Raw genomic sequence first — 26,757 nt, forward strand, 5'->3', positions numbered from 1 at the left:
ATGGCCCGTATCGCGCTTTCTCCCCGCAGCTTCGGTTATCGTTTCAATGCCATCGGCATTGCAGCGGCAAGTGTCATTCTCTTCTGGGCACTGATTGCGATCTTTGCGCCTCTGCTCATTCCCTATCCCGTCGGGGATATCGTCGATTTCGACTATTTCGGCCCCATGTCGGAAAAGTTCATCATGGGCACCGACTATCTGGGGCGCGACATCTTCTCGCGGATCCTGATGGGTGCGCGTTACACGGTCGGCATCTCGTTGGCCTCCGTTCTCATAGCCTGTTTTTCCGGCGTGACGCTGGGCATGTGTGCGGCGGTTGCCGGTGGCTGGTTCGACCAGTGCCTGTCGCGCTTCCTCGATGCGTTGATCTCCATACCCAGCAAGCTTTTCGGCCTGGTCATCGTCGCAGCACTAGGCCCATCCATCCCAATCCTGATCATGACGATGGCGATCATTTACATGCCCGGCTCATACCGCTTTGCCCGCGCCCTTGCCGTCAATATCAACACGATGGATTTCGTGACCGTGGCACGGGCGCGTGGCGAAGGGGTGTTTTACATCATTCGCGCTGAAATCCTGCCGAACATATTGGGGCCGGTACTGGCTGATTTCGGGCTGCGCTTCGTCTTCATCGTGCTGCTTCTCTCCGGTCTTTCCTTCCTCGGCCTTGGCGTACAGCCACCCAATGCAGACTGGGGCGCACTGGTGCGGGAAAATATCGGCGGTCTTTCCTTCGGTGCGCCAGCGGTGATGTTTCCTTCGGTCGCCATTGCGACACTCACCATCAGCGTCAACATGCTGATCGACAATCTGCCGCAGAAAATTCGTGACAGGAGTGCGTGATGGCCAATCTCGTTGAAATACGTGACCTGAAGGTCGAGGCCAAAACCGATACCGGTCGCACCGTCGAGATCATTCGCGGCGTCAGCTTCGACATTGCCGATGGCGAGATCGTCGCTCTGATCGGCGAGAGCGGTTCGGGCAAAACGACCATTGCCCTGACGATGCTGGGCCACACCCGCCCGGGCTGCAGAATCGTCGGCGGCTCCGTGCGACTGGGCAACAACGATATGGCTGCGACCTCGCAAAAAGGTTTGTCAAAGCTGCGCGGCACGGACGTTGCCTATGTTCCGCAAAGTGCGGCAGCAGCCTTCAATCCCGCACAGCGCATCATGGATCAGGTCATCGAGGTCGTCCGCATTCATGGGCTGATGAGCGATACGGAAGCAAAACAGAAGGCTGTCGAACTGTTTCAAGCTCTAGCTCTGCCCAATGCCGAGACCATTGGTGATCGCTACCCGCATCAGGTCTCTGGAGGGCAATTGCAACGTCTGTCCGCTGCGATGGCACTGATCGGCAATCCGCGTCTGGTGATTTTCGATGAGCCGACGACAGCGCTTGACGTGACCACCCAGATCGAGGTGCTGCGCGCGTTCAAATCCGTCATGAAGGCTGGTCATCTGGCGGGTGTCTATGTCTCGCATGATCTCGCCGTCGTGGCGCAGATCGCAGATCGCATCGTGGTTCTCAAAGGCGGCGAAATCCAGGAAATCGGCACGACCGACCAGATCATCAACCGCCCCGAGCATCCCTATACGCAGGAATTGCTGGCAGCCTTCAAACCGCGTATCCATGCAAGTGCTGCAGATGCGGATGCGACGGCTGACAAAAAGCCTTTGCTGGAAGCAAAGGGCATCACCGCAGGTTACGGTCCGATCCAGCCGAACGGGCTGCCGCTGGCACTTGCCCTGAAATCGGTCGATATCTCACTTGAAGAAGGGCGCAATCTTGGCATTATCGGTGAATCCGGCTGCGGCAAATCCACGCTGGCGCGTGCGATCGCAGGCATCTTGCCACCGGTTTCAGGCCATGTGATTTTCGACGGCAGGGAGTTGGCCCCAAATGCGCAGGACCGCCAGCGCGAAGAGCTGCGCAAATTGCAGATCGTTTTTCAGTTTGCCGATACAGCGCTCAACCCCTCCAAGTCGATTTCAGACATTCTGGAGCGGCCGCTCGCTTTCTATTATGGCATGGACCGACGTGCCCGTGAGGCACGCGTGGAGCAATTGCTCGACATGGTGCAACTGCCTCGCAACATGAGATTCCGGCGGCCCGGTGAATTGTCCGGTGGGCAGAAACAGCGCGTCAACCTTGCCCGTGCCCTGGCTGCCAATCCCAAGGTCATTCTCTGCGACGAGATTACGTCTGCACTGGACACGGTGGTTGCCGCCGCCATCATCGATCTGCTGAAGGAATTACAGCGCGAGCTGAAGCTTTCCTACATCTTCATCAGCCATGACCTGTCTGTGGTTCAGGCAATCTGCGATGAAATCGCCGTGATGTATGCGGGTGAAAAGGTGGAGCAGATGCCACCATCGGCTATCGGCAACGCCAATGCCCACCCCTACTCGAAGCTTCTGTTTTCATCCGTTCCCAAACTCGATACCCATTGGCTGGATAGCCTGGAGCGAGACCCGGAACTGGTGCGTGCCTTCGCAAAACGGTAAGGCTGTAAACCCTACATAGGGAACAGGCTGGTCAGCGGCATGTGTGGCTTGACGATGGGTGACTTCAGCACGACGAAGCTGAAATATTTGTCGATGCCGATATCCATGTCGATCAGGCGTTCCATGATCGTCTGATATTCGCCAATACTTCCTGTGACGAATTTAAGCAGGTAGTCGTAGCCACCGGAGACGAGGTGGCATTCGATGACGGAATCCAGCTTTTCGACGGCGGCGAGAAAGCGGGCGAAATCGATCTGCCGATGGTTTTTCAGGGTCACCTCGGTAAACACAGTCAACGTCTGGCCGAGCTTCCCGATGTTGATATGCGCGGAATAGCTGGTGATGAACCCTTCCGACTGCAATTTCTTGACGCGCATCAGGCACGGGCTTGGTGACAGATTGACGAGTTCTGCCAGTTCCACATTGGTGATGCGGCCGTTCTTTTGAAGTTCATGGAGAATCTTGATGTCGATCCGGTCAAGCTTCATGGCACCATATTTCCTGCTGGGTCATCATGACACAGCATAATATGCGGCCATGCTGGTTCCGCAAGCAAAACCGCCAAGTTGCCGACGTGGCAGGAGCTATAAATGCGATTTTGGCAGATAGATGCGGCGGAGCCATTCGCTACAGAATAAAATTCTGCCGGAGCCGCGTCCTGCGGCAGGTGCAAAACGGCTTGGCTGATAGTATGGGACGTCCATAGGAGACTGCCATGCCCGCACCGTTGTACCGTATCGAAACCAACGACGAATTGCCTCAGGAAGCCGATGTCGTCGTCATCGGTGGCGGCGTTGCGGGAGTGTTTTCGGCCTATTATCTGGCCCGGCGCGGATTGAAGGTGGCATTGGTCGAAAAGGGCTTTGTCGGTGCCGAACAAAGCAGCCGCAACTGGGGCTGGTGCAGGCAGCAGAACCGCGATGCCCGTGAACTGCCCATGTCCACGCATAGCTTGGCGCTATGGGAACGTTTTGCTGCCGAGACGGGTGAAGAGACCGGCTTTCGCCGCTGCGGCTTGCTTTATCTCAGCAACAACGAGGCCGAAATCGAAGCTTGGGCGCGGTGGCGCGATTTTGCCCGTACCGTTGGCGTCACCACGCATATGTTGAGTGCAGATGAAGCCAGGCAGCGCGGCAGCGCGACCAACCGCGATTGGAAGGGGGGCGTTTTTTCACCGACGGATGGCATTGCCGACCCGTCACGGGCAGCACCTGTCGTCGCGCGCGCTATCATGAGGCTCGGTGGAAGCGTGCACCAGATGTGCGCTGCGCGCGGTCTGGAGTTACAGGCGGGCCGCGTTTGCGGTGTCGTTACAGAAAAGGGAACGATTGCGACCAAGACCGTGGTGCTGGCGGGCGGCGCTTGGGCCTCTTCCTTCTGCCACCAACTCGGCATCCGCTTTCCGCAGGCATCCGTTCGATCGTCCATTCTGTCCGTCACAGCAGGCGCGCGGGGACTACCCGATGCGCTCCACACGGCAGATGTTTCCATCACCAGCCGCGGCGATGGCGGCTACACGCTGGCAATCAGCGGCAGGGCGCGTGTCGATCCCACACCGCAGCAGCTTCGCTTCTCCCGCGAGTTCGTCCCGATGTTTCTCAAACGCCGGAAAAGCCTTGCCATCGGTGGACTGGAGGGCTGGAAGGCGGGCCATGAGACGTTGAAAAAATGGCGGATGGACGACATCACCCCCATGGAGAAGAACCGCATTCTCGATCCTAAAATCGACCAGACGCAGATCGACGAAACACTCCGCCGCGCTCTGGCGCTGTTGCCAGAGTTGCGAAAGACAACCATGGCAAACAGCTGGGCCGGTTTCATCGACAGCACACCAGATGGGGTTCCAGCCATTGGTGAAGTCGAAACCATTCCGGGACTCATTCTCGCAGCGGGTTTCAGCGGCCACGGTTTCGGCATCGGTCCAGGTGCAGGACATCTGGTCGCCGATATCGTGACCGGAGCAACGCCGATTGTCGATCCGGCTCCCTACCGCCCTGCCCGCCTGAACACATCCGTCTGGGGCAAGGTGGCGGAGTTTTAGGCCTTCGATACCCGCAACAGCCTCAAGGCGTTGAGCGTAACAAGAACGGTCGCGCCGGTGTCTGCGAGAATAGCGGGCCAGAGGCCGGTGATGCCGATGATCGTCGTCACCAGAAACACCGCCTTCAGACCCAGCGACATGGCAATATTCTGGTGAATATTGCGCATGGTGCGTTTTGACAGATCGACCATGCGGGCGACATCGGCAACGCGACCGTGCAGAATGGCAGCATCGGCCGTTTCCAGCGCCACATCCGTTCCGCCACCCATGGCGATGCCGATATCGGCCGCCGCGAGCGCTGGCGCATCATTGATGCCGTCTCCCACTTTGCCAACGACAAAGCCTTCTGCTTTCAACTCACCGACAATCCGTTGCTTGTCTTCTGGCATCAGTTCGGCGCGCACGTCGATTCCCAGTGTCTGGCCGATTGCCGTTGCCGTGCGCTTATTATCGCCCGTCAGCATCACGATCTTGATTCCGCGCTCTTTCAGCTGGTTGAGACCGTTGATGGCATCTGCACGCGGTTCATCACGCATGGCTATGGCACCGGCCAACCGGTTGCCGACGACGAGAACGGAAACGGTCTTCCCCTCGTCGTTGAGCGCAGTGATGACCTGTTGATGATGCTCGGAAAGAACAACACGCTCGCCTGCTGCCCGCGGAGAACCAAGGAATGTTTCCTGCCCATCAACGACGGCCGTTACACCCTTGCCGCCCAGCGCCTTGGCGTCGCTGGCTGCTGGAATATCAACACCCCGTTCGGCAGCCTTGGCAAGAATGGACAAAGCAAGTGGGTGGCTGGACCCTGTTTCGAGGGCGGCTGACAAACGCAAGATGTCCGCCTCTTTGAATTCGAAAGGCACGATGTCGGTAACCTTCGGCTTGCCTTCGGTCAATGTACCGGTCTTGTCCAGCGCAACGGCCGTCAACTTGCCAAGACCTTCCAGAACCGCGCCACCCTTCATCAACAGACCCTGACGCGCACCGGCGGAAAGGGAGGCTGCAATGGCCGCTGGCGTGGAAATGACCAATGCGCAAGGGCAACCGATCAGCAGAATGGCAAGGCCCTTGTAGACCCATTCGTCCCAATTACCTCCCATGAAGAGTGGCGGTATGGTGGCCACCAATGCTGCAACGACAACCACGGCCGGCGTGTAATATTTGGAAAAGCGATCGATGAAGCGTTCGGTCGGTGCTTTTTTCTCCTGCGCTTCCTCCACCAGCTTCACCACACGGGCGATGGTGTTGTCCTGCGCCGTGGCGGTCACTTTTACCCGCACGGCGCCGTCGCCATTCACAGTTCCGGCAAAAACGGTGTCACCAGGCTTTTTATGAACCGGCACACTTTCACCGGTCACAGGCGCCTCATCAATGGCGCTTTCGCCAGAAAGGATCGTTCCGTCGGCCGAAATGCGATCACCGGGCCGCACGAGTATAATTGCGCCAAGGGTAAGGCTTTGGGCGGGCACCTCACGGGTTTTCCCATCCTCCTCGACAAATGCCGTCTTCGGAACAAGCGCCGCCAGGGACTTGATGCTGTCGCGGGCTTTACCGGCGGCCACACCTTCCAGAAGCTCTCCCATGAGAAACAGGAAGACAACCGCTGCGGCCTCTTCCGTGGCATTGATGACGAGCGCGCCCAAGGCCGCAATCGTCATCAGCATTTCTATGGAAAACGGTGTTCCGGCGCGCGCGGCCATAAAAGCGCGGCGGGCGATGGGAACGAGACCGACAAGCATTGCGGCGGTGAAAGCGTAAAATTGAATATCCGGGACCAGGTGGCCGATACCATAGGCAACGACCAGCGCCAGACCGGCCAGAATGGTCGCCCGCCCCTTCTTGCTTTTCCACCAAGGGCCATTGCTTGGTCCATGATCGTGACCATGCAGCCCCTCAACCGCAACCGACGTCGCAGCAACGGGCGCGTGACTATGACCATGGTCATGGTCATGATTGTGATTGTGACCGTGATCATGCGAGCAACCAGGGCCATGCTCATGCGTTGCCGCCTGTGCGCTGAAGCCGCCTGCAGGCAATTGCTTGACCTCATAACCAAGCCCGCTCACCTTTTTGCCGATGGCAACCAGATCGCTCCTGTCGTCATGACTGACAGTCATCGTTCCGGCTGTCACGGACACGGATACATCCGCCACGCCATCCATACGACGCACCGCGGTATCGATCTTGTTGGCACAAGAGGCGCAGTCCATGCCCTCTACACGAAATCTGGTCTGCAAAGCCGTGCTCATGATGTGGTCCTTCTCATCTGTAAGCACAGCCTTACGACCTATAGCCACTAGAGCTACAAGAGGAAATACAATGTTTCGCGATATAAAATCGGAAAGCGCTCCGCCTATGTGCCTTGAGCCCATGAATTGGACGTTCTGAACACGCTCTAAGATCAAAGGGAGACGCTACGTTGAGTGATTTAATGCTTCCGTGGCATATGCATCGCAGCAACCGTCATGTTCTGGTTGTGATTTAACGAGGCATGAGCCTAGCAAGTTTCCGAAAATGGGAGGGGACCAACGGTTCAGCATAGCGATCATTGACATGACCCTTAAATTCCCTTATGAAATCAAACTGTTCGAGGGGTGCGCTTTCCAGCGCTGAGATGACTTGGTCAAACTCTTATTTACCTGATCCGGGTCATGCCGGCGTAGGAACGGAACAGTCTGCCAATGGCCAAGCTTTTCTTTTCTTCGCTCGTGCGTGACCTCCGTGATCATACATCTGGAGCGAGAGACCCATGCCGAGCTTTCCGACGGCAAACAGCGCGGCAGAGCTTATAGTGCGCGTGCGGCAACGACAACCACGAGTGCATTGCCTGATGAACACTGTCGTTCAGAAGTTTACCGCTGACGGTATAACCGCTGTCGGGGGCATTCCCTCCATGACATCTTCGGAAGAGGAAATCGAAAGCTTCGTTTCCAAGGTCGACGCGCTGACGGTCAATCTCGGCACTTTGGATGCAGCAAGACGCAAGGTCATTCGCATTGCTGTGGAGGTCGCAAATGCCGAGGGTAAGCCCTGGATCGTAGACCCCGTTCACTGCGACTACTCGCCCTCACGGTTGAAGTTTGCGCAGGAACTCATCACGCTTCACCCGACCATCGTACGCGGTAACGCGGCCGAGATGGCTGTTATCGGCGATATCGGCAACGTGCTGCGCATCCAGACCGGCCCTCAGGATGTGCTGAAGGATGATCGCCGCAAGATCAATATCGTCAACGGCCATCCATGGATGGCGAAGGTTACCGGCACCGGTTGCCTCTCCGGCGGCGTGATCGCCGCTTTTATGGCTGTAGAGCCGGACGCGATGTTGGCGGCCGCAGCGGCACTGGCGGTGACGGGCGTATCGGCACAGCTTGCCGCCAAGCACGCACGTGGTCCCGGCACCTTCGAAGCGGCCTTTCTGGACGCGCTGGATGCGGTAAACACAAACGACATTCTGTCCCTTGCAAGGATTGAGCACAATGAGGATTGATTACAGGCTGAACGCTTTGGTGGACGCATCGCTTGCCGATATCGCACCCTTGCCGGAACTTGCAGCTGTTGCAGCACGGCACGGCGCAACGATCATCCAGTACCGTGACAAGCAAGCCTCCACCCGGGAGATGATTGAACAGGCCAGCCTCATGGTCGAAGCGTTGAAGGCGACAGGCGTTCCTCTTGTCATCAACGACCGTATTGATGTGGCATTGGCATCCGGCGCAGATGGTGTGCATCTGGGTGTCGATGATATGGACCCGCACATGGCGAGACGACTGTTGGGGCCAGATGCGATTATTGGCCTGACCGTCAAGAACATGGGCGACGCAGAGCGTGTTGCCCTGGCACCTGCGGACTATGCCTGCATTGGCGGCGTTTTCGAGACGATCTCCAAGGTCAACCCCGATGCGCCGGTTGGCTTGGAGGGATTAAGGGAACTGCGTTCTTATCTCCGCGACCTTCGGCCCGATCTACAGGTCGGTGCTATCGCAGGCATCACGCTGGAGCGCGTCGCAGCCGTTATTCAAGCGGGCGCTGATGGCGTTGCCGTTATTTCTGCACTGTTCCGCGCCGTGGATATTGCAGCGGCAACGGTTGATTTCCGCCACCAAGTTGATGTCGCGCTGGAATCATCCCGATGACCGCGATTGCCCTGACGATCGCCGGATCCGACAGCAGCGGCGGGGCCGGGATACAAGCCGACCTCAAGACATTTTCGGCGCTCGGCGTTTACGGCGCCAGTGTGATTACGGCAGTTACGGCGCAGAACACGAGAGGCGTGACAGCTGTTGAGAATATCTCAGCACAAATGATCACGGCACAAATGGACGCCGTTTTCTCCGACCTCGACATCGGGGCTGTAAAGATCGGTATGGTTTCGCGCATCGAGACCATCGAGACGATTGCTACGGGTCTGCGTCATACCGGCAAACGGGTCATTTTGGACCCGGTGATGGTAGCGACATCCGGCGATCGCCTCTTGCAGGAAGATGCCATTGAAAGTCTTTGCAACAGGCTGCTGCCTTTGGCACTCCTGGCCACCCCGAACCTACCGGAAGCAGCTCTTCTCAGCGGCCGAAAGGTTGCAACGAACCGGCAGGAAGTGATCCGACAGGCGGAGGCAATCCTGAAGACAGGCGTCAATGCTGTTTTGATCAAGGGTGGACATGGCACGGGTTCTGAAAGCGTCGATCTTTTGCTTGATAGTGACGGCATACAGGAATTTTCGATGCCCCGCATCGACACGAGCAATGACCACGGCACGGGCTGCACACTCGCATCTGCCATCACTGCAAATCTGGCTCTTGGCTACCCTCTGGCAGACGCGATTGGACTGGCAAAGGATTATTTGCAAGGCGCGCTGGCTGCGGGTCGAAACCTCCATATTGGCGATGGTCACGGGCCTGTGCACCACTTTTACCGCTGGTGGAATGCCTGATCGTTAGCCTCTTGGCTTCGGGCTGGCCAATGCGTTGCGGATAGCGAAACTGGAATGAATGCGCGAAACGCCCGGCAGTTTCGACAGAATGTCCTTGTGAACCCGCTCGAAATCACCGGCACTTTCCACCTCTACTCGTAGAAAATAGTCGGAACCGCCGGTCATCAAATAGCACTCGCGGATTTCGGGATAGCGACGCACGGCGCTTTCGAAACGATTGAGAAAATCTTCTGTCTGCCGATCCAGCGTGATCTGGATGATGACAGAGATGACCTCACCGCCCGCTGCATTTCCCGTCAGTGCCGTGTAGCCGCGAATGACACCCTCGCGCTCCAGAATATCGACCCGCCGCAGGCAGGCAGACGGCGACAGACCAACCTCTGCCGCCAGCTTGGCGTTGCTGATGCGGGCGTTCAGCCTGAGCATGCGGATGATGTGACGATCGGTAGAGTCTAAAGCCGACATAAAATCATTCCGTTTCACCACCGAATATTGCGTTGAATCGATATTGTTCGAACAATCGACGTATCAAACTGCGAAAATTCGATGATCGTTGCAATAGTCTTCTAGAAAATAACAAGGGAACGATGATGGACATGACGATCAGTCGCCAAAAGGCGAGTGGCGGTGCCAGCGGTTATCTAACCATAGACCTTGGTGCTCTGCGCGACAACTATCTGACGCTGAGGGCGATGGCCCCCAACGCCATCACAGGCGCCGCGGTCAAAGCCAACGCCTATGGTCTTGGTGCTGAGGTTGTCGCGCCCGTGCTTTACGATGCGGGATGCCGCCACTTCTTCGTTGCCCATATCGATGAAGGCATCGCATTACGCCATCGCATCAGGGGCGATGCTGACATCTTCGTTCTGAACGGGCTCCAGCCCGGCAATGAAGCGTCCTGCGCCGCGATGTCGCTGACGCCCGTCATCAACTCCTTGGAACAACTGGCGCAATGGGTCGCTCACGCACAAACGCTGGGCAAGACATTGCCTGCCGCCCTTCAGATCGACACGGGCATGTCCCGCCTTGGTATGGCACGATCCGAAGTCGAGACGCTGAAAGGCGCGCCCGATTTGCTGGGAGGGATCGCGATCACTTTTGTGATGAGCCATCTGGCCTGTGCCGATGAGCCGGAACACATCGCAAATGGCGCGCAACTGGCGGTCATGCGTGAGGTGGCAGGTATGTTCCCTGAAGCACCAGTGTGTTTTGCCAATTCCGGCGGCATCTTTCTCGGTGCTGATTACCACAACGCCGTCATGCGCCCAGGCATTGCTCTTTATGGTGGCGCTCCGTCTTCGGTTCGTCCCAACCCGATGAAACCCGTGGTGCACCTGGATGTCGCGGTCGTGCAAACGCGAACTGTTCCTGCCGATACGTCGGTCGGATATGGCGGCACCCTGCGCACATCGGGCGAAACCCGATTGGCCACCATCGCAGCGGGCTATGCGGACGGCCTTCCGCGCGCGTTGAGCAACCGGGGCGCGGCCTATTTCAATGGTGTACGTTTGCCTGTTGCGGGCCGCGTTTCCATGGATAGCATCAGCATCGACATCTCGGCATTGCCGGAGGGAACCTTGACGCACGGTAGTCTCGTTCAGATCATCGGGCGGGACCAATCGCTTGAAGAGATTGCCCAGGACGCGGATACGATTGCTTATGAAATTCTGACCGGTCTCGGCCACCGTTACAGCCGCACTTATATCCAGCCTGAACAGGCTGGCGCAACTGATAGAGGCGAGTGAGAGCAACATGAACATCATCATTCTCGGAGCCGGTGTCGTCGGCGTTACATCGGCCTGGTATCTGGCAAAGGCCGGTCATTCGGTGACCGTCATAGATCGCCAGCCTGCGGCGGCACTTGAAACCAGCTTTGCCAATGCAGGCGAGGTTTCGCCGGGCTACTCATCCCCATGGGCAGCGCCTGGCATTCCGGTGAAGGCCATGAAATGGCTGTTCATGCAGCACTCCCCGCTCATTATCCAGCCGACGCTCGATCCGGCCGCTTTACGGTGGATCAGCCAGATGTTGCGAAACTGCACTGCACAGCGTTACGCCATCAACAAGAGCCGCATGGTGCGCATTGCTGAATACAGCCGTGATTGCCTGATGGCTCTGCGCGAGGAAACGGGCATTCAGTACGACCAGCGGACCCAGGGCACGTTGGAGGTATTTCGCACGCAAAAGCAGTTCGATGGCATAGGCAAGGATGTCGCGGTTCTGAAAGCGGGCGGCGTGGCTTATGAAATTCTGGACCGCGATGGTTGCGCATCGGTCGAGCCTGGCCTGTCATCCTCTAAGGACAAGATCGTGGGTGGTCTTCGATTGCCCGGCGACGAGACTGGCGATTGTTTCATGTTCACCACAGAACTGGCAAAGCTTGCCGAGCAGGCCGGTGTAAAATTCCTCTACGATACCGGCATCACGCGCCCGATCACAGAAGGCACCCGCCTAAAGGCAATCGAAACCACGAAGGGTATCATGGAGGCTGATATATTCGTTGGCGCCCTCGGCAGCTACACCCCGAAGTTCGTCGAGCGTCTGGGGATAGAGCTTCCTGTCTACCCGATAAAAGGCTACTCGATTACGGTACCGATCATCGATGCGGCGCGCGCGCCCGTTTCGACCGTTATGGACGAGACGCATAAAATAGCCATGACCCGGTTGGGTGACCGCATTCGTGTGGGCGGAATGGCCGAGATTGCCGGTTTCAGCAACAGTCTCCCAGCCAAGCGCCAGGCAACGTTGACCCATTCGATAGAGGATCTATTCGGCGGGGCTGGTGACCAGTCACAGGCAAAATTCTGGACCGGGCTGCGCCCGATGACACCGGATGGTACGCCCGTCATCGGCGCGACTCGATATCAAAACCTTTACCTCAATACCGGTCATGGTACGCTGGGCTGGACCATGGCGTGTGGCTCGGCACGCGTTCTGTCAGATATCGTCAGCGGCAATAAGCCGGAGATCGAGACCGCAGACCTTGCCATCAGCCGTTACGCGGCATGAGAAACGATCGTGGATCGGTGGTAGCGGAGCGCCACCGACATGCCACAATTCATTCAGCGCGGGTTCAGCCTGCAGGCGTTAATTCTTAACCATTGAATAACAACCGGCAGCGCCTGCCATCTGGATGGATAAGAAAATGGCCTCCTTCACAGCTAAAACACTTCTGGCTTTTGCTGTCTCTGCAACTGCCATCATTCCGTTGAATGCAGCCCATGCCGACGAATGGCGTCACCGCAACCGCGACGCAGCACTCGTTGGCGGCGTGCTGGGTCTCGCGGCTGGCGTGGCGGTCGGGTCAGCGCTGGCTCAGCCCCGCTACTCCGAAGAACCGGTCTATGTGGACCCGCCTGTGCGCCGTTATCCCGCGTATCAGCCCAGCTATGTCTATAGCCAGCCGGACGACGATTATTATCGCCCTGCCCCTCGCCCGGTCTACCGCGCGCAGCCGGTCTACGACACACGCCCTGCTTACCAGCCACGCCCTGTCTATCGCACTGCGGAGCCGTGGACGCGGGCTTGGTTCAACTACTGCTCGCAGCGTTATGGCAGCTTCAATTCACGCACGGGAACGTATTTGGGTTATGATGGCCAGAGCCACTTCTGCGTTGCCGGCTGACCCGTAAAACTTGAGATAGAAGCCGTGCGGCATCATCCCTTTCGGGTGAAGTCCGCACGGTTGATGTTGTGGCGTTGCAGCTTATCGTAAAAGGTCTTGCGGGCGATGCCGAGCGCACTGACCGTGCCGGTGACACCGCCATCGAATTTCTCCAGCGTCTCCCGAATGATCCGCGCTTCGTGCCTGTCCATCTTTTCTGCAAGCGTTCCCACGACAAGGTTTTCGTCGGAATCCAAAGGCCTATCCGAGGCCACACCTTCCAGGCCCAACACGACCCGCTCGGCAAAATGTCCGAGTTCCCGGACGTTCCCCGGCCAGTCGTGATCATTGAGATGTCTCGAAATGAATGACGTCATCGACGGTATCGGCATGCCAAAACGGCTGGATGCTTTTTTCAGAAAATGCGAAAACAGCAACGGAATGTCTGGCCGGCGTTCGCGAAGCGGCGGTATGGAGAGCGTGACGACATTCAAGCGATAATAGAGGTCATCGCGAAAGTCGCCGCGTTGTGCAGGATCGCCAAGATCGACCTTGGCCGCCGCAACGACGCGAAGATCGACGGATCTCTCCTCGTTGGAGCCGACCGGCGAAACCTGACGCATTTCCAGCACGCGCAACATCCTGACCTGAACAGCGGGTGGCATGCTTTCGATTTCGTCGAGAAACAGCGTGCCGCCGCTGGAGTGCTCGATTCGACCAATCCGCTTTTTCTGGGCACCGGTGAAGGCTCCGGCCTCGTGGCCGAACAATTCGCTTTCGATCACCGTTTCAGGCAGCGCACCGCAGTTTAACGCAACAAAATTGCCGTTGACCCGCCTTTTGCTCCACCGGTGCAAGGCGGTAGCCACCACTTCCTTCCCGCTTCCCGTTTCGCCAGCCACGAGAACATCGACATCCGTATCGGCAATGTGGCGCAGCGTATTGCGCAAGCGCTCCATGGCGGGCGTTTGGCCGATGAGCGGAAGATCATCCTGCACCTCGGCGGCGTTGCGGCGCAAGGCGCGGTTGTCCATGACAAGCCGACGTTTCTCAAGCGCGCGGCGCGCACTTTCGACCATTCGCTCTGCTGGAAACGGCTTGGATATGAAATCATAGGCCCCACTTTGCAGCGCCGCCACGGCCATGGGAACATCACCGTGGCCGGTAATCAGAATGACAGGCAGATCAGGGTCGATCTGCCTTACGCGCTCGAACAGTTGCAGGCCATCCATTCCGGGCATTCGCACATCGGTGATGACAACCCCGTCAAACGTGTCGGAAAGAGCGTCCAATGCCTGCTCAGCGCGGGAGAATGGCATGACGGTCATGCCATCGAGCTCCAGTGTCTGCCGCATCGCCTTGCGAAGCTGGGAGTCGTCGTCCACGAGATAGATCGTTCCGTCCGTCATCTTATTGCGCTCGCTTCAGAAAAACAGAAAAACGGGTGCCATTCTCACCCGTCTCGACCTCGATACGCCCGCCATAATCGGAAGCGATATCCCGTGAGATGACCAGCCCAAGTCCCAGCCCACCCTCCTTCGACGTATTGAATGGCGAAAACAATTGCTTGTGGATCTCGTGCGCAATACCGGGGCCGTTATCGGCAATCGACACCACGACCTCACTATCCACCTCCTCGACACGGACCACGACTTGGCCATCACGCCTGTCTTCAACCGCCTCCAAGGCATTTTGCAGCAGGTTGATGAGGATTTGCTCCAGCCGGATTCGGCTTCCCAGCACCATGAGATTTTCTGCGGGAAGCTCGATATCCAGAGCGTCCATACGCCCGGCAAAACGGCTTCGTAATAGGACGACCGCACCCTCCATCACGAGACGAATGCTCACCGGCTCGGCGGCAGTCCGCCCTTTTCGCGCCAGTATCTTCAGATCACTGGTGATAACCCCGATCCGCTCGGTCAAAGATGCGATGCTTTCGAGATTTTCATCCGCATCCTGCTTGCGATCTCGTTTCAGAAACACACGCGCATTGTCGGCGAAGGCCCTGATCGTCGCAACCGGCTGGTTGATCTCGTGCGCAACGCCAGCTGCCACCTGCCCGAGAATAGACAGGCGGTTGGCTTTGACCAGCTCGTGTTGCACGCTTTGCAGTTCCTCGGTCGTCTGCTCATGCCGGATGATTTCCGCCTGAAGCCGGTCCCGCGCCATGGTCAGGTCGATTGTCCGTTCCTGAACGCGGCGTTCAAGCTCCGTGCGATCATGTTCGGCGGCAGCACGTTCACGTGCAGCCTTTTGCCTGCGCCACATCCAGATGGCGGACAAAGCAATCAGCGGCATAAGGCTTGCCGCAGCAATCGTTCGCATCTCACGAATGGCGGCATTCGTGGTTGCGGCGACCGGCTGCAAATAGTGAAGCGACCAAGCAGTCGTCGGTATCGGCAGTTCGAGCCTCAGATATTCACCCTTGAGTTTGGCAGGGGCATCGACATCGACAATCGCGACATGGTCACCGGGATTATGAACGACACGCATCGGCAATGGGGACAGCTTCTCGTCACCGAACTGCAAACTGTCTGCAATCGATTGCCTGCGCGCTTGCTCGATCGGCGCTACCGTTGTGAACCGCCACTCGGGAATGCTGGTCATCAAGACAACGCCATTTGCATCGACTGTATAGACGGGTTTGCCCCCGATGCTCCAGTCTGCTTCGAGGCGGTTGAACTCGACCTTTGCAATCACGACGCCCATTGCCTGCCCTTCTGCCGTGTCCACCCTTCTGGAGATGTAAAGTCCGGGCTTTCGGCTGACATTGCCCAGCGCATAATGCTCGGACGCACCGCTGCGCATGGCGCCTTGGAAATATTCGCGAAACGCGTAGTTGGAACCAACGAAACTTTCCTGGCTTTGCCAATTGCTCGACGCGACCGTCACACCATCCTTATCAACCACATAGATGACCGAGGCCTGCGTGCCTTCGATCAGACCTTCGAGCTTGCGATCCAACCGCTCGACGGACGGTCCGCCTGCTTCCAGAGCTTCCACAAGATCCTTGTCGCGGGACAAGACGAGCGGAAGGACGCGCGGGCGCTCCAGCGCCACATTGAGAAGCGCCGATTTCAGTTCGGCATCTGTGGTTGCCGTCGCCAGAAGCGTCTTCATCGCCTTGACGCGGCCGACCTTATCGGCGGCTATAAAGGCACCGATGGCAATGATGATCCACATCGCTATGAAAGCGATCCAGCGCATACGGGATGTGTCGAAATTTTGTGACATCAGCTTTTCTCACGGAAGTCGCCATTGTGCGGATTTCTACACAAATAACAAGAAAATCCGCGCAAAAATCTACACAGCAGACTCTTGTATTAAAAACTTTGAAAATATTTTCTAGCATTATCAATATATTACGCAGTGGATCGGAGCTTGGCACGGCACTTGCTGACCGTGTTTCCTAACGGTCATGGACCGTGGAACCAAGAACGGCAGACCCGGGAGGCCGCACGGCAGGGTCAAGTCCGAGGAGGACTAACATGATTGATAGCAACACCGTGGCCGACAGCCACGTTAAACTTCCATTTTATCGGCATCTTTATTTTCAAGTTATCGTAGCCATCGTCGCAGGCATTGCCCTGGGTCACTTTTCGCCTGGAATTGGTGAGCAGATGAAGCCCCTTGGCGACGGATTTATCCGTCTCGTCAAGATGATCATCGCACCCGTTATCTTTCTGACGGTCGCAACCGGCATTGCTGGCATGAACGACATGAAGAAGGTTGGTCGCGTTGCCGGCAAGGCGATGATCTACTTCCTGACTTTCTCGACACTGGCGCTCATCGTCGGCTTGATCGTTGCCAACGTTGTTCAGCCCGGCGCTGGCATGAACATCGACCCTGCGTCGCTGGATGGCAGCGCGGTCGCGACCTATGCCGCGAAAGCCCATGAACAATCGATCACCGGCTTCTTGATGAACATCATTCCGACGACCATCGTCGGTGCCTTCGCCGATGGTGACATTCTTCAGGTCCTGTTTTTCTCAGTCCTGTTCGGCATCGCACTCGGTGTCGTTGGAGATCGCGGCAAGCCTGTCGTCGACTTCATGCATGCCCTGATGTATCCGATCTTTAAACTGGTCGCGATCCTGATGAAGGCTGCTCCAATCGGCGCTTTCGGGGCCATGGCGTTCACTATTGGCAAGTACGGCATTTCGTCCGTGACGAACCTCGCCATGCTGATCGGCACCTTCTATTTTACCTCGTTCTTCTTCGTGTTGGTCATTCTCGGTGCCGTCTGCCGTTACAACGGCTTCTCGATCCTGGCGCTGATCCGCTATATCAAGGAAGAGCTTCTGCTCGTTCTCGGAACATCGTCTTCGGAAGCCGCTCTGCCCGGTCTGATGAGCAAGATGGAAAAAGCAGGCTGCAAGCGCTCGGTCGTCGGCCTCGTCATTCCAACCGGTTACTCGTTCAATCTTGACGGCACCAACATCTATATGACGCTGGCGGCACTCTTCATTGCACAGGCGACGGGCATCCATCTTTCGCTGGGTGAACAGATTCTCTTGCTTCTGGTGGCCATGCTGAGCTCGAAGGGCGCAGCGGGCATCACGGGTGCAGGCTTCATCACGCTGGCAGCCACATTGTCCGTCGTGCCTTCCGTACCGGTTGCCGGTATGGCCCTCATCCTCGGCATCGACCGTTTCATGTCGGAATGCCGGGCGTTGACGAACTTCGTCGGCAACGCTGTTGCAACCATCGTCGTTGCCCGCTGGGAAGGTGAGTTGGATGAGGCGCAGCTTGCCTTGATGCTGAGTGGAGACAAGACCGCCAACATTGGCGACCTTCCATCCGCTCCGGTTCAACCGGCAGAATAAGCCAGAAACACGCTTCGAAGACAAAAGCCCGTCCGGGAAACCGGGCGGGCTTTTCTGATGTCAATAACATCAGATGATCGGCCTTTGCCTCTCAACCGCGTTTGCGCGACGACAGATTTCTATAAAACGAACGAACATTGAAATCCCTTCGCTCTTCGACGTGTCTTAGCACTGGTATCGTCTCCAACGAGCATTGAAGCTTGCGGAGATGAAACGATGACTGCGACGGTAACCTACCTACAGGAAGAAACCGAGAAGGTTGCATTCGATTCTGCCGAACTGAAAGTTGCAATGCGCTCCCTGGCTGGCGGCGTCTCGGTCATCACGGCCGGCACTGGTGCGAACCGTACCGGAGCAACCGTCACCTCCGCCACGGCACTGTCAATGGATCCGGCAACCATGATCGTGAACATCAACAAGTCGTCTTCGACATGGCCGATCATCGCTCGCTACAATCATTTCTGCGTCAACATTCTATCGGCAGAACAGCAGGATGTCGCTGCGCGCTTCGCAGGCTTCGGTGGCGTAAAAGGGGCGGAGCGGTATCTGGGATCAGATTGGTTCACGCTTGAAAGCGGAGCCTACGCCTTGAAAGGTGCGCTGGCTGCCATCGACTGCGCGGTCGAAGACGTTATCGAGCGTCACACCCATGCGATCATCATCGGGCGAGTATTGGCGATAGAACAGGGCAGCGGCTTGCCGTTGGTTTACCATAACGGACAATATACACAGCTCTCCTAGACATCGCCGGTTTCACAGCGACATGGGCCGCTGAATCAGGCTGTCCGTCCGGCCACAGCAACGCCTGTATTGGAAGCGAATTGCTCCAGTGTCATCGTGTCCAGAACGGATGCCATAGCGTCTCTCACGTCTGTCATCGAACGGCGGACCTGACAGGTCGCTGGATCATCACAGTCCTCGCAGGCTTCGAATGCCGAGCGACTGGCGCAGCGTATCGGCGCTAAAGGTCCATCCAGTGCGCGAATGACTTGACCGATGTAGATGTCTGATGCCGCCTTTGAAAGCGCATAGCCGCCGCCGGGGCCCTTCTTGGAGCGCAGCATGCCCTCATTGCGCAGTTCCAGCAGAATGGAATCCAGAAACTTCTTGGGAATGTTGTTGCGGGCGGCGATATCGCTGACGAACGCCGTTTCGCCCTGTGCGAGGCTCGCCAGATCGATCATGGCTTTTAACCCGTATTTTCCCTTTTTCGTCAGCATTATACTCTTTCGCGCGTAAGGAGATGACAGCACATATCCCGCCTCACATGAACTTTCAATGAATTGCAAAGCCAGATCTCAAGAACGGTAACGATCTCCAATCATGGAACTTTGCTTTTGCTCAGGGATTGGGAATGTTGCGGTTTTGGTAGACTCGACCTAAAAAGGCACGCAAACAACGGGATGGATATGACAGATCAACCGATGAGTGCTACACGCCAACTTTCCGATGAAGTCAAAAGATTGCGCCACTGGCTCGATCAGGACGCCCTCCCCATGTGGTGGGACGTTGGAGCAGGGAAGCCCGATGGTGGCTTCTATGAACGGATTGGCCAGAACGGCAAGCCGATGCTCGGCGACAAACGCCGCTCGCGCGTACAGCCGCGTCAGGCCTATTGCTACGCCGCGGCAGGTCAAAACGGCTGGACAGGCGATTGGCAGAAGGCTGTCGATCACGGACTGCATTGGTTCGACAAAGTCTATCGCCTTGACAATGGCCTCTACGGAAATCTCGCCGATGCCTCGGGCAAACTTATCGACGACACCTTCGATTTCTACAATCAGGCTTTTGCCCTCTTCGCTGCCGCCCAGACTGCCATGGTCTTCCCTAAGCGCAAAGATGAGATGCGCCAGCGCGCGCTTGATATCCTGGGCGTCCTCAAGCGTGATTACGCTCATCCAAAAGTGGGTTTCGAAGAAGCGAATCCGCCGGTCGAGCCTTTGTGCTCCAATCCACACATGCATTTCTTCGAAGCCATGCTCGCATGGGAAACCGTGGATACGGACGGACCATGGCATCAATTGGCAGATGATGTTGCGCATCTGGCACTGGAGAAATTCATCGATGCCGAAACCGGCGGACTTCGTGAGTTTTTCGACCACGACTGGGCTCCGATGCCCGGTGAAAAGGGTCGCATCATGGAGCCGGGCCACCAGTTCGAGTGGGCTTGGCTTCTGACGCGGTGGGGCAGTCTGCGTAAAGATGAGCCTGCGATTGCGAAAGCCAGACGGCTCTTTGAGATTGGCGAAAAATACGGAATTTGTCCGCGTCGCAAAGTTGCAGTCATGAGCCTTTACGACGACTTCACTGTTCACGATCCGCTGGCGCGCCTATGGCCACAGACAGAGTGGCTGAAGGCTGCCGTACGCTTGGCCTCCATCAGCCACGGCGAGGAACGTTATCGATATCTGGGTTCCGCGCTGCGTGCGATCGGTGCTCTGCAGCCGTTTCTCGATACGCCTGTTCCGGGCTTGTGGTTCGATAAATGGCCTGCCGACGCGCCGATGATCGATGAACCCGCACCCGCCAGCACGTTTTATCACATCGTCTGCGCCATCTACGAGGCGGAAGACATGCTCGCGCTGAGTTTACAGCCGTAAAGGCGTCATCCTCGGTTTTTCCGAGGATGACGATAGTCGAAGCACTCAAGCTTCCAGCCAACGAACCTGTTCAGGCGTCAGCTTGATATCGAGTGCGGAGAGACTGTCTTCAAGTTCCGCAATCGTGCGCGGCCCGATGAGCGGTACGACCGGGAAAGGCTGGGCGATGACGTAGGCCAGCGCGATGTGGATCGGATGCCGGCCGAGTTCCTTTGCAAGCTGAATGGCGCGGTCCCGACGCTCGAAATTGCGGTCGGAATACCACACGCGCACGATCTCTTCGTCGTCCCGCTTGTCACGCCCTGCCCTGTCGGTAAAGAATCCGCGCCCCTGGCTCGACCACGCGAAGTTTGGAATTTGCCGCTCACGCTGCCAGGATTTCCACCCGTCATCGGACGCCGCAACGCATCCGGCCCAGATCGGGTCCAGCATCTCTGCCAGTGAGAAATTGTTCGACAGGGCGGCGGGTGCTTCCTTGCCATTCTTTTGCGCATAGGCAGCAGCTTCATCCATCCGCTCTCGCGTCCAGTTGGAACCACCGAAGATACCTCTGATACGGCCCCGTTTGACCTCGGCGTCCATGGCGTCAACGAACTCACCCACAGGGACGGAAACATTGTCGCGATGCATGAAGTAGACATCGATATAATCTGTCTTCAGCCGTTGAAGTGATTGATCCAGCTGCTTGGCAATCATATCCGGGTAGCACAATGGCGAGTGCGCACCCTTGCCAATCAGGACGACCTCCTCGCGCGGCACGTTTCGACTGGTGTGCCAATCGCCGAATATACTTTCCGTCTTACCGCCGCCATAGACATAGGCCGTGTCGAAGAGATTGCCACCTGCCTCATAGAAGCTATCGAGCGTCAAAGACGCAGATGCGAAATTCGGAAAGAATTCGAAGCCCAGCGCGACGACAGAGGCTGGCTTGGAAAGACCGGGAATAGTGCGTTTGGGCACGGTGTTGCCCGCAACGACTTTCCCGCCAGAGATATTGGACACCCGCTTGGCTGATGTCTCCACACCATATTCCAGGCCGACTGAAGCCCGCCACTGGTCCATGACCCTAAGATTACCGAGCGAATCTGCCCAACTCATGCCAGGATACGCGAATTGCTGCTGTCCGTTACGAATGGCTGTGCCAGCGGCGTCCACTTCGAATGCATAAAGCCAACCGTCTTCTTTCACGTCGATGGTTTGCCTCTCCTTGCCTTTGATAACGTCGATCTTGCCGACGCCGCCCTTGTGACCGGATGCAAACCAGAAGTCCTCCACCTCGATGCGGCCTTCCGAGCCGATGATGCGCAGCACATTGTCCTGTTGCGCCATGATGGAGCAAGACACTTCCGCGACGATGCCGTTGGAGAACTTCAACACGGCAGACGCCCATTCATCGACACCGGATTGACCGAGATGAGCGACGCCCGACACCTTTTCCGGTTCAAGAACCGGATGACCCGCTGCGGCACCGGCGATCAGACGCGCCATGGACACAGGATAGCCACCGACATCGAGGATCCCGCCACCGGCTGCATCATTGGCAAACAGGCGATGATCAGGCTTGAAACCACCCATATTGAAACCGAAGCTCGTGCGGATAATGCGGACGTCGCCGATCACGCCACTTTTGACGAGGTCGACGATCTTCGCAGTCTGCGGGTGCACACGGTACATGTAGGCTTCGCCCGCAAAGACGCCCGCCTTTATCGCCTCGTGGAAAATCGCATCCGCATCATAGGCAGACAGCGCAATCGGCTTTTCCACCAGCACGTGCTTGCCTGCACGAATGGCTTTGATGGCCCATTCGGCGTGACCTGTATGCGGCGTGGCAATGTAGACGGCATCGATCTCGCTGTCTGCCAGAAGAGCGTCGTAGCCGTGAACGATCCGGGCGCCGGGAAAACCATCTCCCAATCCCGGCTTGTCTGGGTTACGACTGGCAATGGCCACAAGCTTGCCGGTCTTTGAGTGAGCGATGCCTTCTGCAAATGTGCGGGCAATTGTTCCGGGGCCGATAATGCCCCAACGGACAGGTTGCGCGTCAGTCATGTCAAATCCTCATTCGATTGTCTGGAAAAAACGGTTCAGCGCAGGCGCTGCCCCGCGCTGTCAAAAAGGAAGGTCTTGGCCGCCGAAATCGCTACGGTCAGACGCTGCTGGTTTGTGGTGTGGCGTGATTCCGGTTGTTCGATCACCAGGGGAATATCGCCAGCCATTCGTGCATAGACGTAACTGGTGTTACCGAGATGCTCGGCCACATCGATATCGACGTTCAGATCGGCATCGCCCGCTCCGGCCTGCCCGAAATGTTCAGGACGAATGCCAAGAACGACATCGCGACCGTCCTCGACCGGCGATGAGAGAGGCAGGATGATGCGGACGTCTGGATCATGTGTCAGAGACAAGGTGACGCCGTGGTCGGACCGCCCCATGACTTTCGCGGGCAGAAAATTCATCTTGGGCGAGCCGACAAAACCTGCAACAAACCGGTTTGCGGGATCATCGTAGAGATCGAGCGGCGCGCCGATCTGTTCGATATGACCTGCCCTCAACACCACGATCTTGTCTGCCAGCGTCATGGCCTCGGTCTGGTCGTGTGTGACATAGATCATCGTCGTTCCCAACTGCTTGTGAAGCCGGGAGATTTCCACGCGCATCTGCACCCGGAGTTCCGCGTCGAGGTTCGACAGGGGTTCATCGAACAGAAAAACGCGTGGCTGGCGAACGATCGCACGCCCGATGGCGACACGTTGGCGCTGACCACCGGAGAGTTGTTTGGGGCGACGCGCCATCAACTCGTTGATCTGGAGAATATCGGCTGCACGTTTCACACGCTGGTCCGTATCGGCCTTCGGGTTTCCGTTCATTCGCAGGCCGAAGGAGAGGTTCTCTTCCACCGTCATGTGCGGATAAAGCGCATAGGACTGGAAGACCATGGCAATCCCGCGATCGGTCGGCTCGGCATCGTTGACGACCTTGCCGCCGATGCTGATTTCACCATCGGAAATCTCCTCCAAGCCAGCGATCATGCGCAAAAGAGTGGATTTTCCGCAGCCGGATGGGCCGACGAAGACGACGAATTCGCCATCGGCAATCTCAAGATTAGCCCCGTGGATGACCTCCAGAGCGGCGTAACGTTTGACGACGTTTTTCAGTGACAGGTCCGCCATGCGGTTCCTCCCGGATTACTTGACGGCACCGGCAGAAATGCCGGCGATGAAATGGCGCTGCAGAGCCACGAAGATGATGAGAACAGGCCCGGTCAGCAGAACCGCGCCCGCCATGATGCCACCCCAAGACACCTTGGTGAGACCAATCAGCGAGCCCAACGCAACGGGTGCCGTCATCATGCCCGGCTTCGAGTTGATCAGCAGTGGCCAGAGATAATTGTTCCACGATGCAAGGAACAGAATGATCGACAGAGCCGCCATGGTCGGGCGTGCGAGTGGCAGTGCGATGCGAAGGAAGATTTGCCACTCCGTGACACCTTCGACGCGCGCAGCATCAAACAGTTCTGTCGGCATCATAGAAAAGGATTGCCGCATGAATAAAACACCAAGCGAATTGAACAGCGGCGGCACGATGAGCGCGACCCATGTATTGGCAAGCTTGAATTCCCGCGCCACCATGATGAATTGTGGAATGACGACGACCGCATAGGGCAACGTGATCGTTCCCAGAATGATGGCGACGACGACGGAACGGCCTGCAAAACGATACCGTGCCAATGCCCAGCCCGCCATCGAAGTCAGCATGACGGACAGCACGGTATAAACCACGGCAACGCCGATGGAGATCGTCATGGCACGCACGAAATCGGTATCGGCCTGAAGGTTCTGGAAATTTTCCAGAAAATGCGTGGATGGCAGCAGCTCTATATTCGGGCTGAAGATGCCGTTATCAGGCATGGTGGAAAAAACGAACATCATCCAGATCGGAAACAGCCAGATGAGGGCAAGCGGCAACAGCGCGGCGTGAAGCCAGATTTTTTGCCACAGCAGAGACTTTGACCTGGACCTCATTTCGCGTCCCTCCCGACCCAGAGTTGAAACAGAGAGATGACGACGGCGAGGGCAGCAATCGTATAGGCGATGGCCGAGGCGTAGCCAAAATTGAGTGCCGTAAAGCCTTGACGATAAAGGAAAATACCGAGCGTCTCGGTCGCGCCACCAGGCCCGCCTCTGTTGGTGATAAGGAAGGGTTCGGTGAACAGCTGCATGGTGCCGATAACCGATAACACGACGCAAAACATGATGATGGGTTTAAGCAACGGCAGGGTGATGTGGAGAAATTGCTGGCGTTTGCTGACATGATCGAGCCTCGCCGCTTCATAGACATCTCCGGGAATGGATTGCAGCCCCGCCAGAATGATGATGGCGTTGTAACCGGCCCAGCGCCAGGTAACGGCAATGATGATGACAGCCATGGCGGCCGTGCCATTGTCGAACCAGGAAACGGGTGAAAGCCCAATCGACATGATGAACTTGTTGATGATACCGAAGTCGGCGCTGAACATCAGGCGGAACACCGCTGCATAGGCAACCTCACCCACAACGACAGGGGCAAAGAAGGCAAAGCGGAACAACGGTCGCGCTTTCAAAAGTGGCGAGTTCAACAGCACAGCCATAATGGTGGCCAGCGAAATCATCACAGGCACCTGAACGATGAGGATGACGATGGTGTTCTGGAGAGCATTGTAGAATGCCGGGTCGCCGAACAGCCGTCCCCAATTCATCGATGGTGCGAACCGCCAGGGATTGATGCGGGTATTTTGAAATGACAGCAAAAATGAACTGATGATCGGCCACAGCCAGAAGGTGGCAAAAATCAGCAGATAGGGGGCAAGAAAGGCGTAAGCGACCCTGTTGCGCAACGGCATATTGATGACCTCACGAAGCCAGATTGTGCGTGGAGCCGGACGCTTTTCGCAAAAAGCGCCCGGCGACGATCAGCCTGGGAGGCTATTGTGCAGTGGAGAGCCCAGTTGCGGCCTCGATTTGCTTGGCAGCATCATCGAGAGCTGTCTTCGCATCCGGAAAACCGCCCGCAAGATATTTGGTCTGCGTTGCGCGGAAGATTCCTTCAGCATCGGACTGAAACGCAGTGCCGCGGCTTGGCACGATCTTCGGCAACGTGGCGAGAATATCAGACCATACCGCCTGACCGCCCCAATAAGCTTGTGGTTCTTTGACGAAAGGGTCTTTGTCGGCAGAGAGCAACGAAGGTACAAGGCCGAAAGATTTCAGCATGGTGATCTGCCCCTCGTTCGTCAGCAGGGCGTAGTCAATGAACTTCCACGCCGCTTCCTTGTTCTCGGACATGGAACTGATGGCCAGCGAAGAACCGCCGAGATTAGCGGCATGTGGACCATCCGCGGTCAGGCTCGGCATGGCGTAAACACCCCATTTGCCAGCCAGATCAGGTGAACCAGAACGGACCGTCCCTTCATACCAGCCGCCATACATCTGCGTCGCCACCTTGCCAGACGTGTTCGACTGGATTTTTTCATCCCAGATCGCAGCGGTTATGATGCCAGCGTCTTTCATCTGCTTGAGCTTGTCGAGCGTCGCCACGCAGGCAGGCTGGTTGATGGTGATGTTCTGACCATCGGTCGAAAAGTAACCGCAACCCTGCTCGTTGGCGATCATGCGAAACCATTCGCTATCGCCGTTGAAGTCGGCTTGTGTCATGACGGTGCCGGGATTGGCTGCCATCACCTTCTTGCCTGCAGCGATGAAATCATCCCACGTCTTGACGGTCGCGGGATCAACGCCTGCTTTTTCATAAAAGTCCCGGCGATAGAACATAGCAACCGGACCGGAATCCCACGGCACGGCGTAGGCAACGCCATCGACTTCCAGCTCCGTTCGCTTGAAATCCGGGAACAGCGCTTGCTTTTCTGGTGTGTAGCCAAGCTGCGTCACGTCCGCGAAGCAATCCGGGAAGCGGCTCCAGAACACCTCTGCTTCAAAATTTTCCATTGTGACGATGTCCGGCAATCCTTCGCCGCCTGCGGCGCAAGCGGCAATTGCCTTGTCATAGACCTGACTATTTCCGAGATCCTGAACGTCGACTTTGATATCAGGATTTTGCTTATTGAAACCCTCCAGCGTGGATTTCAAAGCGGATGCGGCAACGTTCCAGCTCCAGACGGTAATAGTGGTCGATTGTGCAGCAGCAGGCGTGGCAGCAAGCAACGCAAGCGATACGGACGCGCCGATAAATTTAAAGTCCATTGAAAACCTCCCT

At 57.0% G+C, this 26,757-nt stretch carries 23 protein-coding genes and 1 riboswitch; of the genes, 12 read left to right on the top strand and 11 right to left on the bottom strand.

Translation table 11 applies throughout. The features are described 5' to 3' along the window. Entirely contained in the window at window positions 1–843 is an 843-nt protein-coding gene (locus RMR21_RS15145; RefSeq protein WP_183894988.1) for an ABC transporter permease, read from the top strand. Next, window positions 843–2,507, top strand: coding sequence for an ABC transporter ATP-binding protein (locus RMR21_RS15150; RefSeq protein ID WP_498670302.1), 1,665 nt, complete (start codon window positions 843–845; stop codon window positions 2,505–2,507). Before RMR21_RS15145 ends, RMR21_RS15150 begins: the two co-directional genes overlap by 1 nt. Before the next feature lie 11 nt (window positions 2,508–2,518). On the opposite strand, the gene RMR21_RS15155 is transcribed toward RMR21_RS15150, so the two are convergent. Further along, the gene (locus tag RMR21_RS15155; protein ID WP_498670303.1) at window positions 2,519–2,995 is read right to left on the bottom strand and encodes an Lrp/AsnC family transcriptional regulator; all 477 of its coding nucleotides are present in this window, start codon (window positions 2,993–2,995) and stop codon (window positions 2,519–2,521) included. 227 nt (window positions 2,996–3,222) lie between these two features. On the opposite strand from RMR21_RS15155, the gene RMR21_RS15160 reads away from it, so the two are divergent. Further along, complete coding sequence (locus tag RMR21_RS15160; RefSeq protein WP_498670304.1) at window positions 3,223–4,548, top strand: NAD(P)/FAD-dependent oxidoreductase; 1,326 nt, start codon at window positions 3,223–3,225, stop codon at window positions 4,546–4,548. Here RMR21_RS15160 and RMR21_RS15165 read toward each other — a convergent pair. Beyond that, window positions 4,545–6,797, bottom strand: coding sequence for a heavy metal translocating P-type ATPase (locus RMR21_RS15165; protein WP_498670305.1), 2,253 nt, complete (start codon window positions 6,795–6,797; stop codon window positions 4,545–4,547). The genes RMR21_RS15160 and RMR21_RS15165 overlap by 4 nt on opposite strands. A gap of 331 nt (window positions 6,798–7,128) precedes the next feature. Beyond that, window positions 7,129–7,232, top strand: a riboswitch (TPP riboswitch). 65 nt (window positions 7,233–7,297) lie between these two features. On the opposite strand from RMR21_RS15165, the gene RMR21_RS15170 reads away from it, so the two are divergent. From RMR21_RS15170 to thiD, 3 genes are read left to right on the top strand one after another with little or no spacing between them, the layout of a single operon-like run. Then, window positions 7,298–8,035 (top strand): hydroxyethylthiazole kinase, encoded by a 738-nt coding sequence (locus RMR21_RS15170; protein WP_498670306.1) that lies wholly within the window; start codon window positions 7,298–7,300, stop codon window positions 8,033–8,035. Next, window positions 8,025–8,681: a thiamine phosphate synthase gene (thiE, locus tag RMR21_RS15175; RefSeq protein ID WP_498670307.1), complete on the top strand. Its 657-nt coding sequence runs from the start codon at window positions 8,025–8,027 to the stop codon at window positions 8,679–8,681. Before RMR21_RS15170 ends, thiE begins: the two co-directional genes overlap by 11 nt. Continuing rightward, window positions 8,678–9,478: a bifunctional hydroxymethylpyrimidine kinase/phosphomethylpyrimidine kinase gene (gene thiD, locus RMR21_RS15180; RefSeq protein WP_498670308.1), complete on the top strand. Its 801-nt coding sequence runs from the start codon at window positions 8,678–8,680 to the stop codon at window positions 9,476–9,478. The genes thiE and thiD overlap by 4 nt, the downstream gene beginning before the upstream one ends. Window positions 9,479–9,481: 3 nt before the next feature. Here the strand turns inward: thiD and RMR21_RS15185 are convergent, their stop codons facing one another. Next, window positions 9,482–9,943, bottom strand: coding sequence for an Lrp/AsnC family transcriptional regulator (locus tag RMR21_RS15185; protein WP_498670309.1), 462 nt, complete (start codon window positions 9,941–9,943; stop codon window positions 9,482–9,484). Between the two features lie 125 nt (window positions 9,944–10,068). On the opposite strand from RMR21_RS15185, the gene alr reads away from it, so the two are divergent. The 3 genes from alr to RMR21_RS15200 all read left to right on the top strand — a co-directional run bounded on the left by alr (window position 10,069) and on the right by RMR21_RS15200 (window position 13,103). Beyond that, a complete protein-coding gene (gene alr, locus RMR21_RS15190; RefSeq protein ID WP_498671711.1) occupies window positions 10,069–11,223 on the top strand; it encodes an alanine racemase in 1,155 nt (384 codons plus the stop codon). 7 nt (window positions 11,224–11,230) lie between these two features. Next, entirely contained in the window at window positions 11,231–12,487 is a 1,257-nt protein-coding gene (locus RMR21_RS15195) for a D-amino acid dehydrogenase (RefSeq protein WP_498670310.1), read from the top strand. Window positions 12,488–12,623: 136 nt separating this feature from the next. Then, complete coding sequence (locus RMR21_RS15200) at window positions 12,624–13,103, top strand: BA14K family protein (RefSeq protein WP_498670311.1); 480 nt, start codon at window positions 12,624–12,626, stop codon at window positions 13,101–13,103. Window positions 13,104–13,135: 32 nt separating this feature from the next. Here the strand turns inward: RMR21_RS15200 and RMR21_RS15205 are convergent, their stop codons facing one another. Together RMR21_RS15205 and RMR21_RS15210 are read right to left on the bottom strand one after the other, a co-directional pair. Continuing rightward, on the bottom strand, window positions 13,136–14,491 hold the full coding sequence (locus RMR21_RS15205; RefSeq protein ID WP_498670312.1) for a sigma-54-dependent transcriptional regulator: 1,356 nt from the start codon (window positions 14,489–14,491) through the stop codon (window positions 13,136–13,138). Between the two features lies 1 nt (window position 14,492). Further along, window positions 14,493–16,316, bottom strand: a complete 1,824-nt coding sequence (locus tag RMR21_RS15210) for a sensor histidine kinase (RefSeq protein WP_498670313.1) — start codon at window positions 16,314–16,316, stop codon at window positions 14,493–14,495. 254 nt (window positions 16,317–16,570) lie between these two features. Between RMR21_RS15210 and RMR21_RS15215 the strand changes: the two genes are divergently transcribed. Both RMR21_RS15215 and RMR21_RS15220 read left to right on the top strand, forming a co-directional pair. After that, a complete protein-coding gene (locus RMR21_RS15215; protein ID WP_498670314.1) occupies window positions 16,571–17,908 on the top strand; it encodes a dicarboxylate/amino acid:cation symporter in 1,338 nt (445 codons plus the stop codon). Between the two features lie 216 nt (window positions 17,909–18,124). Then, the gene (locus RMR21_RS15220; protein ID WP_498670315.1) at window positions 18,125–18,649 is read left to right on the top strand and encodes a flavin reductase family protein; all 525 of its coding nucleotides are present in this window, start codon (window positions 18,125–18,127) and stop codon (window positions 18,647–18,649) included. A 35-nt stretch (window positions 18,650–18,684) separates the two neighbouring features. Here RMR21_RS15220 and RMR21_RS15225 read toward each other — a convergent pair whose 3' ends face one another. Beyond that, entirely contained in the window at window positions 18,685–19,128 is a 444-nt protein-coding gene (locus tag RMR21_RS15225) for an RrF2 family transcriptional regulator (RefSeq protein WP_174155546.1), read from the bottom strand. Between the two features lie 189 nt (window positions 19,129–19,317). Between RMR21_RS15225 and RMR21_RS15230 the strand changes: the two genes are divergently transcribed. Further along, window positions 19,318–20,508 carry an AGE family epimerase/isomerase gene (locus RMR21_RS15230; RefSeq protein ID WP_498670316.1) on the top strand — a complete coding sequence of 397 codons (1,191 nt, stop codon included), beginning with the start codon at window positions 19,318–19,320 and terminating at the stop codon, window positions 20,506–20,508. 45 nt (window positions 20,509–20,553) lie between these two features. Here RMR21_RS15230 and RMR21_RS15235 read toward each other — a convergent pair whose 3' ends face one another. From RMR21_RS15235 to RMR21_RS15255, 5 genes are all read right to left on the bottom strand, one after another. Further along, on the bottom strand, window positions 20,554–22,557 hold the full coding sequence (locus RMR21_RS15235) for an aldo/keto reductase (protein WP_498670317.1): 2,004 nt from the start codon (window positions 22,555–22,557) through the stop codon (window positions 20,554–20,556). A gap of 35 nt (window positions 22,558–22,592) precedes the next feature. Then, window positions 22,593–23,678, bottom strand: coding sequence for an ABC transporter ATP-binding protein (locus RMR21_RS15240; RefSeq protein ID WP_498670318.1), 1,086 nt, complete (start codon window positions 23,676–23,678; stop codon window positions 22,593–22,595). Window positions 23,679–23,693: 15 nt separating this feature from the next. Continuing rightward, a complete protein-coding gene (locus RMR21_RS15245) occupies window positions 23,694–24,530 on the bottom strand; it encodes a carbohydrate ABC transporter permease (RefSeq protein WP_498670320.1) in 837 nt (278 codons plus the stop codon). Beyond that, window positions 24,527–25,387, bottom strand: a complete 861-nt coding sequence (locus RMR21_RS15250) for a carbohydrate ABC transporter permease (RefSeq protein WP_498670321.1) — start codon at window positions 25,385–25,387, stop codon at window positions 24,527–24,529. The genes RMR21_RS15245 and RMR21_RS15250 overlap by 4 nt, the downstream gene beginning before the upstream one ends. Window positions 25,388–25,469: 82 nt before the next feature. Then, entirely contained in the window at window positions 25,470–26,744 is a 1,275-nt protein-coding gene (locus RMR21_RS15255) for an ABC transporter substrate-binding protein (RefSeq protein WP_498670322.1), read from the bottom strand. Between the last annotated feature and the right edge of the window lie 13 nt (window positions 26,745–26,757).

This window comes from Agrobacterium sp. rho-8.1 (assembly GCF_033957725.1).
Taxonomy (GTDB): domain Bacteria; phylum Pseudomonadota; class Alphaproteobacteria; order Rhizobiales; family Rhizobiaceae; genus Agrobacterium.

What these genes read in the sequence shown, in the direction of transcription:
- RMR21_RS15235 (WP_498670317.1), bottom strand. Translation starts at nt 22,557, where the DNA reads ATGACTGACGCGCAACCTGTCCGTTGGGGCATTATCGGCCCCGGAACA.
- RMR21_RS15210 (WP_498670313.1), bottom strand. Translation starts at nt 16,316, where the DNA reads ATGTCACAAAATTTCGACACATCCCGTATGCGCTGGATCGCTTTCATA.
- RMR21_RS15225 (WP_174155546.1), bottom strand. Translation starts at nt 19,128, where the DNA reads ATGCTGACGAAAAAGGGAAAATACGGGTTAAAAGCCATGATCGATCTG.
- RMR21_RS15215 (WP_498670314.1), top strand. Translation starts at nt 16,571, where the DNA reads ATGATTGATAGCAACACCGTGGCCGACAGCCACGTTAAACTTCCATTT.
- thiD (WP_498670308.1), top strand. Translation starts at nt 8,678, where the DNA reads ATGACCGCGATTGCCCTGACGATCGCCGGATCCGACAGCAGCGGCGGG.
- alr (WP_498671711.1), top strand. Translation starts at nt 10,069, where the DNA reads ATGGACATGACGATCAGTCGCCAAAAGGCGAGTGGCGGTGCCAGCGGT.
- RMR21_RS15240 (WP_498670318.1), bottom strand. Translation starts at nt 23,678, where the DNA reads ATGGCGGACCTGTCACTGAAAAACGTCGTCAAACGTTACGCCGCTCTG.
- thiE (WP_498670307.1), top strand. Translation starts at nt 8,025, where the DNA reads ATGAGGATTGATTACAGGCTGAACGCTTTGGTGGACGCATCGCTTGCC.
- RMR21_RS15250 (WP_498670321.1), bottom strand. Translation starts at nt 25,387, where the DNA reads ATGCCGTTGCGCAACAGGGTCGCTTACGCCTTTCTTGCCCCCTATCTG.
- RMR21_RS15185 (WP_498670309.1), bottom strand. Translation starts at nt 9,943, where the DNA reads ATGTCGGCTTTAGACTCTACCGATCGTCACATCATCCGCATGCTCAGG.
- RMR21_RS15200 (WP_498670311.1), top strand. Translation starts at nt 12,624, where the DNA reads ATGGCCTCCTTCACAGCTAAAACACTTCTGGCTTTTGCTGTCTCTGCA.
- RMR21_RS15220 (WP_498670315.1), top strand. Translation starts at nt 18,125, where the DNA reads ATGACTGCGACGGTAACCTACCTACAGGAAGAAACCGAGAAGGTTGCA.
- RMR21_RS15230 (WP_498670316.1), top strand. Translation starts at nt 19,318, where the DNA reads ATGACAGATCAACCGATGAGTGCTACACGCCAACTTTCCGATGAAGTC.
- RMR21_RS15160 (WP_498670304.1), top strand. Translation starts at nt 3,223, where the DNA reads ATGCCCGCACCGTTGTACCGTATCGAAACCAACGACGAATTGCCTCAG.
- RMR21_RS15205 (WP_498670312.1), bottom strand. Translation starts at nt 14,491, where the DNA reads ATGACGGACGGAACGATCTATCTCGTGGACGACGACTCCCAGCTTCGC.
- RMR21_RS15150 (WP_498670302.1), top strand. Translation starts at nt 843, where the DNA reads ATGGCCAATCTCGTTGAAATACGTGACCTGAAGGTCGAGGCCAAAACC.
- RMR21_RS15155 (WP_498670303.1), bottom strand. Translation starts at nt 2,995, where the DNA reads ATGAAGCTTGACCGGATCGACATCAAGATTCTCCATGAACTTCAAAAG.
- RMR21_RS15165 (WP_498670305.1), bottom strand. Translation starts at nt 6,797, where the DNA reads ATGAGCACGGCTTTGCAGACCAGATTTCGTGTAGAGGGCATGGACTGC.
- RMR21_RS15170 (WP_498670306.1), top strand. Translation starts at nt 7,298, where the DNA reads ATGCCGAGCTTTCCGACGGCAAACAGCGCGGCAGAGCTTATAGTGCGC.
- RMR21_RS15245 (WP_498670320.1), bottom strand. Translation starts at nt 24,530, where the DNA reads ATGAGGTCCAGGTCAAAGTCTCTGCTGTGGCAAAAAATCTGGCTTCAC.
- RMR21_RS15255 (WP_498670322.1), bottom strand. Translation starts at nt 26,744, where the DNA reads ATGGACTTTAAATTTATCGGCGCGTCCGTATCGCTTGCGTTGCTTGCT.
- RMR21_RS15145 (WP_183894988.1), top strand. Translation starts at nt 1, where the DNA reads ATGGCCCGTATCGCGCTTTCTCCCCGCAGCTTCGGTTATCGTTTCAAT.
- RMR21_RS15195 (WP_498670310.1), top strand. Translation starts at nt 11,231, where the DNA reads ATGAACATCATCATTCTCGGAGCCGGTGTCGTCGGCGTTACATCGGCC.